This is a genomic window from Pseudaquabacterium rugosum (genome assembly GCF_038066575.1).
Lineage (GTDB): Bacteria > Pseudomonadota > Gammaproteobacteria > Burkholderiales > Burkholderiaceae_C > Pseudaquabacterium > Pseudaquabacterium rugosum.
The window spans coordinates 36910-50031 of the sequence record NZ_JBBUTF010000015.1 but is presented as its reverse complement, the minus strand read 5'-3'; the positions used below and the strand labels follow the sequence as shown (position 1 = coordinate 50031).

The 13122-nt window shown below is 73.1% G+C and carries 6 protein-coding genes; 4 read left to right on the top strand and 2 right to left on the bottom strand.

The annotated features are described in order from the left end of the window. Nucleotides 1-40 precede the first annotated feature (40 nt). The 4 genes from AACH11_RS16385 to AACH11_RS16370 all read left to right on the top strand — a co-directional run bounded on the left by AACH11_RS16385 (nt 41) and on the right by AACH11_RS16370 (nt 8164). Nucleotides 41-1996 carry a response regulator gene (locus AACH11_RS16385; RefSeq protein WP_341375326.1) on the top strand — a complete coding sequence of 652 codons (1956 nt, stop codon included), beginning with the start codon at nt 41-43 and terminating at the stop codon, nt 1994-1996. A gap of 29 nt (nt 1997-2025) precedes the next feature. Then, nucleotides 2026-5772, top strand: a complete 3747-nt coding sequence (locus tag AACH11_RS16380; protein WP_341375325.1) for a response regulator — start codon at nt 2026-2028, stop codon at nt 5770-5772. 353 nt (nt 5773-6125) lie between these two features. Then, a complete protein-coding gene (locus tag AACH11_RS16375; protein ID WP_341375324.1) occupies nt 6126-7514 on the top strand; it encodes a hypothetical protein in 1389 nt (462 codons plus the stop codon). A gap of 68 nt (nt 7515-7582) precedes the next feature. Next, the gene (locus AACH11_RS16370) at nt 7583-8164 is read left to right on the top strand and encodes a hypothetical protein (protein ID WP_341375323.1); all 582 of its coding nucleotides are present in this window, start codon (nt 7583-7585) and stop codon (nt 8162-8164) included. 6 nt (nt 8165-8170) lie between these two features. Here the strand turns inward: AACH11_RS16370 and AACH11_RS16365 are convergent, their stop codons facing one another. After that, complete coding sequence (locus tag AACH11_RS16365) at nt 8171-9883, bottom strand: chemotaxis protein CheW (protein ID WP_341375322.1); 1713 nt, start codon at nt 9881-9883, stop codon at nt 8171-8173. After that, nucleotides 9876-13055, bottom strand: coding sequence for a PAS domain S-box protein (locus AACH11_RS16360; protein WP_341375321.1), 3180 nt, complete (start codon nt 13053-13055; stop codon nt 9876-9878). Before AACH11_RS16360 ends, AACH11_RS16365 begins: the two co-directional genes overlap by 8 nt. Between the last annotated feature and the right edge of the window lie 67 nt (nt 13056-13122).

Here is a 13122-nt window from a genome sequence, read left to right as displayed (position 1 = left end):
GCACTGGCCGGCCGCGCAGTCGGCATGCTAGGGTGTGCGGATGGCTGTCGCTTCCACCCTGCCCCGCGTGCTGCTGGTCGATGACGACCCCGGCGCCATCCATGTGCTGCACCGCCTGCTCGAAGGGCGGGCGCAGGTGCGCTATGCGCTCGATGGCGCGGCCGCGCTCGCGCTGGCCGCCGACTGGCAGCCCGAGCTGGTGCTGCTCGATGCCCAGATGCCCGATCTGCCGGGCAGCGAGGTCTGCCGGCGGCTGAAGGCCGATCCGGCCACCGCCGCGGTGCCGGTGCTGATGGTCACCGCGCTCGATGCCGCCGGCGCCGCGCTGCTGGCCCTGGAAGCCGGCGCCGACGGCGTGCTCGGCAAGCCGGTGGACGCCGCCGCGCTGTGGCGCCGGCTCGATGCGCTGGTGGCGCCCGCCGGGGCGGCGGACGCCGCAGACACCGATCCACACCGGCCCCGCCTGCTGATCGTCGACGACGACCCCGCCGCGGTCCAGCTGCTGCATGCCGCGCTGCAGGATCTGCCTGCCCACTTCCAGTTCGCCGGTGACGGCGCGCAGGCCCTGGCGCTGGCCCGTCGGCAGCTGCCCGATCTGATCCTGCTGGACCTCTACATGCCGGGCCTGGACGGCCTGGCCACGCTGCGCGCCCTCAAGGCGCTGGCACGGGAAAAGGGCGATCCCGGTGCACCGGACGATCTGCAGGTGATCGTCGTCACCCGCTTCGACGACCCCGACATGGAGGCCCGCGCGCTGCAGGCCGGCGGCGTGGACTTCATCGGCAAGCCCTACAGCCGCGCCGTGCTGCAGGCCCGGGTGCGCAACGTGCTGCAGCTGCAGCGCCAGGCCCGCGCGATGCGGGCGGCCGAGCGCGCCCACGGCCAGCGTCTGGGCGACGCGCGCCTGGCCCAGGTGGTGGCCGCCGCGCCGGACGGCATCGTGGTGGCCGACGCCGCGGGCCGCGTCGTGCTGGCCAATGCCGCGGCCTGCGCGCTGTTCGGCCATGACGCGGCCTGGCTGATCGGCCGACCACTGACCGCGCTGCTGCCGATGCTGGCGCTGCCGCCCGACGACGGCCAGCCGAGCCAGCACCGCCAGCGCCTGTCGCTGCACGAGGCGCCCGGGGCGGATGCGCAGACCCGCATCGTCGAGGTCGCGGTGGCCCGCCTGGCGCGCGGCGCCGAGGCGCTGACCACCATCGTGCTGCGCGATCTGGCGCAGACGCTGCGCGCCGAGGCGGCCGACCGGGCCCGGGGCCGGGCCGAGGCCGCGCTGCAGGCCAAGCGGCTGATGCTGTCCTACGTCGCCCACGAGATCGGCAACCCGCTGACCCACCTGCTGCACCTGGGCACGCTGCTGAACTCGCAGGCGCCGCACCTGCCCGATGCCCGGCGCGACGAGCTGCTGGCCCACATGGCCGACACCGGCCAGCAGCTGCGCGCGCTGATGGGCGACGTGCTGGACCTGCACCGGCTGGAGAGCGGCCGCTTCGAGGTGCTGCTGCAGCGCGTGGACGCGCACGCCGCGCTGCGCCATGCGATCGAGGTCTGTGGCCCGGCCGCGCAGGGCCGGGCCATCACGCTGCACCTGCAGGCGCCGGCCGACGGCGGCCCGGACACCGCGCCGCTGTGGGTCCGGGCCGACGCCACACGCCTGCGGCAGTGCCTGGTCAATCTGCTGGACAACGCGGTCAAGTTCAACCGCGACGGCGGCCAGGTGCGGCTGCAGGCCGGACGGGACGGCAGCGGCGAGGCCTGGCTGGCGATCGAGGACCAGGGCCCGGGGCTGACGGCGCCACAGCGCGCCCGTCTGTTCGAGCCCTTCGAGCGCCTGGGCCAGGAGGCGGTGCGCGGCACCGGCCTGGGCCTGGCCCTGACCCGCCAGCTGGTGCAGGCCATGGGTGGCCGGCTGGACGTCGACAGCACACCGGGCCAGGGCAGCCGCTTCTCGCTCACGCTGCAGGCGCTGGCCGACGACCCGTCCCACGCACGCTGAGCGTGCCGTCCCTCGCTCCGCTCCGACGCATGTCCACCGCCGATTCCCGCATCGCCCGCCGCCGACTGAATGCCGCCGCCCGTCGCCAGATCGACGGCCGCTGCCCACCCGGACACCGCTGCCCAGCCCCGGCCTGCACCCCGCGCGACACGCGCGACACGCGCGACGCGCACGGACCGGGCCGCCGCCACGACGCGGGCGCGCTGCCCGCACGCACCGCACTGGCCCGCCAGCTGCGCCAGCGCGACGCCCAGCTGCGCAGCACCGAACGCCGGCTGCAGGCCATCCTCGACGCGATGCCGGGCTCCATCGCCTACTGGGACCGCGGGCTGCACTGCCTGTTCGCCAACCGTGCCCACCAGCACTGGACCGGCATGGACGCGGCCACGCTGGCCGCCCACACGCTGCCCGACCTGCTGGGCTGGCGCGCCTGGCAGCGCGTGCGGCCCCATGTCGAGGCGGTGCTGCAGGGCCGGGCCCAGCAGTTCAGTGGTCTGGCGCCGGTGCCCGGCCAGCGCGGACGCACCACCCGCGCCCGCGTCTACCTGCAGCCCGAGCACGGCCCGGGCGGCGTCGTCGGCTTCTATTCGCTGACGCTCGACGACGAGGCGCTGCAGGCCAGCCGCGAGGCCCTGCAGGCCGAACGTGAGCGGCTGGAGCACATCGTGCGCGCCAGCGACGCCGGCGTCTGGGAATGGGACCTGGCGCGCGACACGCTGCAGGCCAGCCCGCGCGCCAAGGCCATCGGCGGCTACGGCCCGGACGACGCGCTGAGCCCGACGCGACGGCGCGAGCTGGTCCATCCCGACGACCTGCCGCGCATGCAGCAGGCCCTGCGCGAGCACCTGCAGGGCCACACGCCCCTGTTCATCTGCGAGAGCCGGCTGCGCCACGCCGACGGCCGCTGGGTGTGGGTGCGCGACAGCGGACGGGTCTGCCGCCGCGGGCCCGACGGCCAGGCCCAGCTGATCTACGGCACGATCTTCGACATCGACGCCCAGGTGCGCGCCCGCGAGCGGGCCGAGGACAGCGAGCGCCGGCTGTCCTTCTTCCTCGAACACATCGACGAAGGGCTGATCGTCACCCAGCTCGACCGCGTGGTCGACGCCAGCCCGGTGATGGCGCGCCTGATGCGCGTGGACGCGGACGGCCGTGCGCTGCTGGGCCGCAGCGTGCTCGACTTCGTCGCCGCCAGCGATCTGCCACGCGCGCTCGAACAGCTGCGCACCCGCGGCACCGAGCCCTGCGACCTGCTGCTGCAGCGGCCCGACGGCAGCACGTTTCCGGCCCAGGTCCTGGGCCGCACGATCGCACGGGACGGCCAACCGACGCGGCTGGTGACGGTGCGCGACATCAGCGAACGCAAACGCGCCGAGCAGGCCCTGGAGGCCGCACGGCTGGAGGCCGAGCGGGCCAACCAGGCCAAGAGCCAGTTCCTGGCCAACATGAGCCACGAGATCCGCACGCCGCTGCACGCGGTCATCGGCCTCACCGGCCTGCTGCAGGACAGCCGGCTGGAGCCGGCCGCACGCGGCCTGGTCGATCGCCTCCAGCTGGCCGCCCGCAGCCTGTTCGGCCTCGTCAACGACGTGCTGGACCTGTCGAAGATCGAGGCCGGCGAGATGAGCCTGGACGAGGCCCCGTTCAACCTGGAGCGCCTGTTCGACGACCTGCGGCGTCTGCTGCAGGTGCAGGCCGACGAGCGCGGACTGCACCTGCGCCTGACGATCGCGCCGGAGCTGCCCACCTGGCTGTTCGGCGACGAGCAGCGCCTGCGCCAGATCCTGCTGAACCTGGTGGGCAACGCGCTGAAGTTCACCGAGCGCGGGGGCGTGCGGGTGCTGGCCCTGCGGCAGCCGGCGGCCGACGGCCGGCCGCGGCTGCGGCTGGAGGTGCACGACAGCGGCATCGGCATCGCCGCGGGCGAGCTGGCCACGCTGTTCACGCCCTTCAGCCAGGCCGATCCGTCGAGCACCCGCCGCTTCGGCGGCACCGGCCTGGGCCTGTCCATCGTGCGCGAGCTGGCGCAGCTGATGGACGGGGAGGTCGGGGTGGTCAGCACGCCGGGTGTCGGCAGCCGCTTCCACGTCGCGCTGCCGCTGCAGCTGGCGCCGGCCGGCAGCGCCGAAGGCAGCCAGCCGCTGCAGCTGTTGGTCGTCGAGGACGACACCACCCAGCGCGAGGCCCTGCTGGCGATGGCCCGCCGCCTGGGCTGGCATGCCGAAGGCCTGGCCGACGGCCAGGCCCTGCTGCGCCGTGCGCAGCAGCGGCTGCAGAGCGGCCAGCCGCCGGATGCGCTGCTCGTCGACTGGCAGCTGCCCGACCTGGACGGGCTGAGCGCCCTGGCCCGGCTGCAGCCGCTGTGGCCGGGCCAGAGCCTGCCCGCCGCCGTGGTCGTCAGCGCCCAGCAGCGTGAGCAGGTGCTGGCCGCACCGCACGCCGGGCTGGCACAGGCGGTGCTGACCAAGCCGGTGGACATCTCCACCCTGTTCAACGCCATCTGCCAGGCCGTGGCCGACCGCGAACGCAGTTATGAACGGCTGCTGCGCAGCACCCGCGTCGAACACAGCGGCGCTGCGTGGCTGGAGGGCGTGCGGGTGCTGGTGGTCGATGATGCCGAGGTCAACCTCGACGTCGCGCGCCACCTGCTGCAGCGTCAGGGCGCCGAGGTGCACACGGCTCACAACGGCCTGGCCGCGCTGGCCCTGCTGCAGACACACGCCGTCGACATCGTGCTGATGGACGTGCAGATGCCGGTGATGGACGGCAACACCGCCACCCGGCACCTGCGGTCCGACCCACGCTGGGCGCGGCTGCCGGTGGTCGCGCTGAGCGCCGGGGCGCTGCAGGGCGAACGCCAGCGTGCGCTGGACGCCGGCATGACCGACTACCTGACCAAGCCGCTGGACGGTGAGCGCCTGGTGCGCACGCTGCGCCGCCACGTGCAGCCGCGGGTGGCGGGCGCGCGCCTGCGCCGCACGCCACCGGCGACCTCCGGCACCGGCACGGGCAGCGGTCGGCCGCACGGGCCGCACTGGCCCGCGCTGCCGGGCGTGGACATGGAACAGGCGCAGCTGCGGCTGGGCGACGACCGGGCGCTGTTCCTGCGGCTGCTGCGCCATCTGGTGCACGAGCACCACCCGCTGCCGCTGCCCGCAGCGGTCCGCCGCGCGGACGACGGCCCGCCCGGGCCGCCCGCCACGGACTGGGACAGCTGGGGCGCCCGGCTGCACAAGCTGCGCGGCTCGGCCGGCATGCTGGCCTGCCACGCGCTGCACGACGCGGCGCAGCAGGCCGAGCAGGCCTGCACCCAGGTCCGCACGGCGCCGCGGGAGGCGGACACCGGCGCGGCCACCGCCCTGGCCTGGGCCACGCTGCACCGGCTGGCCGGCACGCTCGGTGAACTGCAACAGGCGCTGCAGGCCTGCTCGGGCGAGACCGCGGACGACGGGCTGCCGCCGCGCCCGCAGATGGCCCCACCGGCCGGGCGGATCGATCCGGGCGAGGCAGCCGCGCTCGCCGACCGTCTGCCGCTGCTGTGCGAGCGCCTGCGCGACCACGACCTGTCCGCCCTGGAACTGGCGCGCAGCCTGCAGCCGACCTTGCGCGCCTGCCTGGCGCCGGCGGCGCTGGCGGCCCTGGGCACGGCGCTGGACCGCCTGGACTTCGCGGCGGCCGTGGCCCTGCTGGATCCGCTCCGGAACGGGGCTGTGCGCACCATGACGGTGCTGGAAATTGCACAAATTGAAAGCAAACTGAGCCAGAACCCCGGCTGACAAGCACTTGCGCGTGACAGGCACAAGTCATCCACAGACCTGTGCACGCAAACCGGGGAAAACCCGAAGCCGGGGCTCGCCCTGTGCATAACCCGGATCGGGAGGCGGCGGGCATGGTTGCCGCGGCGGGGCTGGCGTCCGTGACCGCCCGCCGGGTACTGCCCCGGAGATCCGACCGCCGGGTGCGTCCTCCGTCACGACCGGCCGCGGACCGATCCGTCACCCCCTGAGTGGGAGGCTGGCGCAGGTCAAGGTGAATATGAACAATCTGAACATTCAGATAGAGTTGCGTGGCAGCACCGGTCGGGTCCGGTGCTCAGGCCGGAAGGCGACGCAGCATCACCGCGTGTCGCATGACCGATTCCGTCCGCTCTCCAGATCGCCGGAGCATCACCGCCGCCCTGCTGCTGGCCATCGACGGCGTGCCGGCCGCACTGCTGCAATCGCTGGTGGCCAGCGGCAGTCTGCGCCAGGTCGCGCGGCTGGCCCGCATGGGCGTCCTGGCCGATTGGCAGGCCGCCACACCGGCCGATGAGCGCGGCAGCCACTGGCTGAGCGCCATCACCGGCCACGCGATGCCGACACCGGCCGGCCATGCCGCACCCCACACCCTGCTGGCGCGGGATCTGCCGGTCTCCCCCTTGTGGGACTGGGCCGATGCGGTGGGCCGGCCCTGCCGGGTGCTGGGCTGGCCCGGCGCCATCGGCAGCCCCGAACAGGCCGTGCCCGGACTGCCCACCGGCGCCGTGCGCGTGGCCGAGCCCCGCCACTGGCCCACGGTCAACGCCCAGGGTCTGCCACTGGCCAGTGACCGGCCCGAACCCAGCGCCCTGTGCTGGCCCGGCAGCCAGCGCGCCCTGCTGCAACGCGAACGGGTGCTGCCCGACGACCTGCCACCGGCCACGCTGCGGCGGCTGCAACCCTGGCGCCCCCTGCCGGGCCGCGACGGCGAAGCCGCCGAGTTCGCGCTGGAGCGCGCCGCACGCCGCCTGGCGGCCCACTGGTTGAGCGTGCTGGCCATTGGCGGCGCCTGGTGCGCGCGGCCGGACAACGCCCTGAACCTGCTGCGCTTCGACGGCCTGGCCGCCTATGCGGCCACGCTGCGCCGCTGGGTGCCGGCCACCGAGGTGCAGCCGCTGCTGCAGCCCTGGCTGCTCTGGCTCGACGAGCTGCTGGGCACCTTGATCGAGGAGCTGCAGGGCGCCCAGCTGGACCGCTGCCACGAAGGCCGGGGGCATGGCGACACGGTGGTGGCCGTGCTGGCCGAGACCTCGCCGCGGCCGGCCGCGCTCAGTCACGGCCTGCTGCTGCTGTGCGCGCCGGGCGTGCCGGCCGGGCTGCGGTTGAACCAACCGGTGGCGTTGGCCGACATCGCCCCCACGCTGGCCTGCCGTCTGGCGCTGCCACGGCCGCCCGCGCTGCAGGGCCGCGACCTGATGACCCAGGTCGCCGCGACACAGGGGCGGACGATGGGCGACGACCAGGACCTGGACGACGGCGACGACGGCGACGACACCGCTGACGACGACCGGGGCTTGATGGGCCAGGAGGGCCGGAACGCGAGCCACCCGCCACCGTCCGCACGACCGGGCCCGCGCCCGGCCGGATGGCCTGCGGCCTCGCGCCCCGAGGTGCGCCTGGCCCGCCAAGGCAGCGACACCACGCAGCCCCCGCGCAGCTCCTGGCTGCAACGCCTGCAGCGTCTGCTGGTGCCCGGCGCGCTGGACCGCGGTCTGTCCTGACCGGTCAGCCGTCACGGCCACAGGGCAGGACGGCGGCTGCGGGGTCGACGCGCCCGCACAATCGCCGCATGCGATCCGAAACGCACGCTGCCCCGCCGCCGCCCGAGCCGGCCCCGTCACCGGCCCTGCCACCGGCCGCACCGGCCCGGCGGCCCCGTCTGCGGCGACTCGCCGCGCGGGGCGTCATCCTGATGCTGCTGGCCGGCCCGGCGGCCGCCACGGCACCGACCTCGTGGGCGACGGCCACACCGGCCCAGCGCGAGGTGTCGCTGTGCGCGGCCGCCCTCGATGACCAGGCCCGGGCCCTGGCCCGCCAGGCCGGCGACGGTGACACCGCGGCCGAAGGCCGGTTGCGCCTCGTGCTGCGGGCCGGTGCGGCCTGGCTGGGCCGCGCCTGGCGCGACGGCGAGCGCGACGAGGACCAGGCCCATGCGCTGATGGACGAGGCCCGCGAGCATCTGCACACCTGGAGCGCCACGCGCCAGAGCAGCCATGGCACCGCCTGTCTGCGCGACGGCCAGGCGCTGTGGAATGCGGCCTCCAGCCTCGAACGCCTGTTGCTCGGCCGGGTGGTCGAGCGCCGCCAGCAACGCCTGCTGGACACGGCCCGCGCCGCACGCGGGCCCGCCGCCAGCGCCGCCTCGCGCTGAAGCGGATCAGGCGGCCAGCGCTTCCTGGCGCCCGTGCAGCGCCATGGCCAGGGCCTGCAGATCGACCAGCTGCAGCATCTGCTCGGCCTCCCCCGCTGCCGCGTCGCCGATCTGCACCAGACGGCGCGAACGCAGCACCGCATCGACCGGATCGCCCCGCGCCACGGCAGCGCCCCCGCCCAGATCCGGCTCCCAGCGTGCGGTCTCGATCCCCAACATGCGCGGCACGGCGAAGCCCAGCAGCTCGTCGCCACAGGCCACCACCAGCACGCTGACGCCGTCAGCGCACACCCGGGGCGACGGATGGCCGTACAGCTGCGACAGGCACATCACCGGGATCGAGCGCCCACGCAGCACGGTCAGGCCCAGCAGCGCGCCCGTGCCGGCGTACTGCGCCATCTCGGGCACGAAGGGCAGGATCTCCTGCACCTGGTCGATCGGCGTGGCCACCGAGGCGCCCAGCTCGTAGATCAGCATCGCGCGACGCCCACCGCCGCTGCCCAGCGAGCGCATGCCGTCGAAGCCCGCGGCCACGCGCCGCCCGTCCTGTTCGGTGTTGGCGGCCGCCAGCGCGCACAGGTCGGCATCGGCATGCAGCGCGGCCACGTCCAGCTGCAGGAAGGCGCGGCCGACCTGAGCGGCATCGACGCCCGTGGCCTCGGGCAGGTGCTCCAGCGGCAAGGCCGCGCGCACCAGGCGCGAACCTGCCCGGCCGACCCTCGGCACGTCGATCAGCCGCGAGCGCGGCACACTGACGACATCGACCACCTCGCTGATCAGCAAGGCGACCAGGCCCTGCGCCAGACGCAGCACGAAGGCCTGACGGGGCGCATCGGCGGCCAGCTCGCCCATGCCCAGCAAGGCCAGCAGATCGAGCGCGGGCACCCGTACCGCGCCGTACTCCAGCACCCCCAGGCAACGACCGATCTGCAGCACCGACGGCTGCAGGCGCGGATCCGCGACCGTCGCGTGCACGGCCACCGCATCGATGGCCAGCCCGACCCGGCCGCAGCGCAGCAGCAGCAGCGGACACCAGTCGGCCGAGCCATGCGCGACCGTCGTTCCGGGCTCGGACAGCGGGCTCGCGGGGTCCGCCGGCCCGTCACCGGGGGGGGCGGCCGGCCCGTCCCCGGAATCGGCGGACAGGGGCACGGTCGTTCCGTCGATGTCGCGCCAGCGGGCCTGACGCTGCGGTTCAGGGTCCTGCAACCAGGGCAGATCGGGCCGCAGCGCCAGCGCCGCGGCATCCAGCAGTCCCACCAGGCTGCCATCGTCGGCCCGCCGCAGGCTGGCCGAGACCAGCGCAGGCAGGGGCGACACCGGCTGTTCGAGGACGTGCCGCGCATCGTCGGCGACACGGAACACACCGCTGACGCCGTCGGCCAGCAGCCCGATCAGCCGCCCTTCGTGCACCAGCACGACCACCACCGGCGCCTCGTCGAGGGCCGAACCCGGCGGCCGGGCCGCCGTCGGTCCGTCGCCGCCGGCCGGCACACCCGGACCGAGCAGGCGCAGCAGATCGATCACCGGCAAGGCCACGCCACGCATGTCGAGCGCGCCGATGACCGCGGCATGGCCGGCCGCCCAAGGACGCAGATCGCGACAGGGCAGCACCTCACGCAGCACGTGCATCGGCAACGACAGCGACAGGCCCGCACGGTGGAAGCCGCCGTAGCCGACCCAGCCCTGCACCGGCCCCGCGGCCGTGGCCTCAGGCATCGCGCGCACCGTTGGCGTCGGTGGCGGTCAGGGCCTGGATCAGCTCGCGCACCCGGTTGGCCAGACTGCGCTGGGCCTCGGCCGCATCGGCGATCTGGGTGACGCTGCCGACCGTGCGGCCGACCGAGCCCATCACGCCCTCGAAGCTGTGGGCCGCCTCCTTGCTGACGTTGGCGCCCTGGCCGACCTGCATCACCGACTCGTCGATCAGCTTGGCGATCTCGCGTGCGGCACTGCTCGACCGCTCGGCCAGCTTGCGCACCTCACCGGCCACCACCGAGAAGCCCACGCCGTGCGGGCCGGCACGGGCCGCCTCGATCGCCGCGTTGAAGGCCAGCAGATTGGTCTGGTTGGCGATCTCGCCGATGACCCTCACGATCTCGCCCATGCGCAGCGAACTGGCCTGGATGGTGTCGATCGCGTGGATCGACTTCTGGATCGCCTCGAAGCCACCGCGTGCCACCGTCTGCGCCTCGTGGGCCATCTCGGCGGCGACACCCGAGTTGGCCGCGATGGCGACGATGCTCTCGGCCAGCGCGTTGACGCTGCAGCTCATCTCGGCCGACTTCTGCGTGATGCGCTGCTCCAGCTGCACCTCGGTCGTCACGTCATAGGCGTACTTGATGACCTTGACGATGCGCCCGTTGAGGTCGCGGATCGGGTTGTAGGTGGCCTGGATCCACACATCGCGCTTGAACTTGCCCACGCGATGGAAGCGCCCCGCGATGAACTCGCCCTCGCCCAGGCGCAGCCAGAAGTCGCGGTACTCCGCGGTATGGGTGTACTCGGGCGTGCAGAACATGCTGTGGTGCTGGCTCATCACCTCACGCAGCGTGTAGCCCATGGCCGCCAGGAACGGACGGTTGGCATGCAGCACGTTGCCGTCGAGGTCGAACTCGATGACGGCCTGGCTGAGATCGATCGCGCTGACCTTGGCCGCGGATTCCGCGCTCAGCAGCTTGTTCTGCGTGATGTCGGAGGCGAACTTCACCACCTTCAGCGGTCGCCCGTCGTGCGAGAAGATCGGGTTGTAGGTGGCCTGGATCCAGACCTCGCGCCCGTTCTTGCCCATGCGCTTGTACTCGCCGGAACGGAACTCGCCACGGGCCAGGGCCTCCCAGAACGCCTGATAGGAGGGCGCGGCCACATCATCCGACGGCACGAACATCCGGTGATGGCGGCCCTTGATCTCGTCGGCGTCGTAGCCCATCAGGCCCAGGAAGTTGCCGTTGGCCACCAGCACCCGGCCGGTCAGATCGAACTCGATGATGGCCTGTGCCCGGTCGATGGCCTTGAGCTTGCCTTCGGTGTCCAGCCGCTCATGCTTGACGTCAGTGATGTCCTGGGCGAGCACCAGGGCCTTGGCCATCTGGCCGTCCAGCCCCAGCACCGGCACGATCGAGGCCTGCCACCACACCTCGCGGTCGCCATAGCCGCGGCGGCGCAGTTCGCGGTGGATGGTCTGGCCCTCGCGCAGCAGACGCCAGGCGTCGGAGCGCGCGGTCGTGCTCACGTCGTCTTCGAACATGAAGCTGGACTCGTTGCGGCCGACCAGCTCGCCCGGGCTCCAGCCCAGCGACTGCGACAGCCGCTCGTTGACGCTCAGGATCGTGCCTTCACGGTCGAGTTCAGCGGTACACAGGCTCTCGGACAGCGCATGGATGCGGGCCGCGTTCTCGATCGCCTCCAGCTTGCGCTCGGTGATGTCGGTGCAGAACTTGACGACCTTCACCGGATGCCCGGACAGATCGAGGATGGGGTTGTAGGTCGCGTGGATCCACACCCGACGGCCGTACTTGCCATAGCGCTGGTAGTCGCCGGCGTGGAACTCGCCTTGGGACAGCTTGTTCCAGAACGCGCGATAGGCGGCGCCACCGGCCTCCTCGGGATCCACGAACATGCGGTGGTGCTGGCCGCGCAGTTCATCCAGGCCGTAGCCGGTCAGCGCCAGGAAGTTGGCATTGGCCGTCAGGATGTTGCCGGCCATGTCGAACTCGATCACGCCCTGCGAGCGGTTGATCGCCGACAGCCGCCCCTGGTTGTCCAGCGCATCGTTGCGGGCCTGGGTCAGATCGGAGGCGAACTTGATCACCTTGGTCGGCTTGCCGTCCAGGCCGAGCAGCGGCGTGTAGTGGGCCTGCATCCAGACCGGTCGACCGAGCTTGTGCACCCGCTCGACCATGCCGGACTGGTGTTGCCCGTGCCGCAGACCGTCCCACAGGTCCAGATAGTCCTGCGACTGGACGAACTCGGGGCGGCAGAACATCGCGTGCGGCTGGCCCTTGACCTCGTTGAGGGTGTAGCCGGTGGCCTTGAGGAAGTGCTCGTTGGCATGCAGCAGGCGCCCGTCGAGGTCGAATTCGACCACCGCCTGCGTGCGCCCGACGGCCTCGACGATGCCGTCGGCCTCGATCGTGCGGCGCTTGGCCTCGGTGACGTCGATCGCGTACTTCACCACCCGCAGCGGCCGGCCGTCGATGCCCAGCACCGGCATGTAGGCCGCGTGCAGCCAGACCATGCCGCCGGCCTTGTTCAGGCGGGGGAACTCGCCGGTGCGGTAACGGCCGTTGCGCAGGTCGACCCAGAACTGCTGGTACTCGGCGCTGGCGGCGTAGGCCGGCTCGCACAGCATGCTGTGGTGATGCGCGACCACCTCGTCGCGCGCATAGCCGAGTGCCGCGAGGTAGTTGTCATTGACCTTGGCGATGGTCCCGTCGAGCTCGAACTCGATCACGGCCTGCGTGCGGTCGATGGCCGCGATGCGCGAGTCGGCCTCGACGGCCTGCCGCTTGATCTCGGTGACGTCGCTGGCGACCTTCAGGATGGAGACCAGCCGGCCGGTGGCGTCATGCACGGGCGCATAGGTGGCCTGGACGTAGACGGCCCGCCCGTCATGGTGCTTGCGCGCGTACTGCCCGGTCAGGCAGCGGCCCTGCAGCAGCGCGTCCCAGAAGTGCTCGTAGTCTTCGCTGCGGGCGTACTCCGGATCGCACAGATCGCCGTGGTGGCGGCCGGTCAGCTCGGCCAGCTCGTAGCCGAACAGCTGCAGATAGGCGGGATTGGCCCGCAGGAAGCGGCGGTCGACGTGGATCTCCGCGATCGCCAGGCCCCGGTCCAGTGCCTCGTAGAGGCTGGCGGAATGGTCGATGGGGGGCCGGGCAGCCTCGCTCACGGCCCGAGCTTCGTCCTGATGATGAGCGGACACGCCTTCTCCCTGGTCGATAGAGATCCGGACCTGG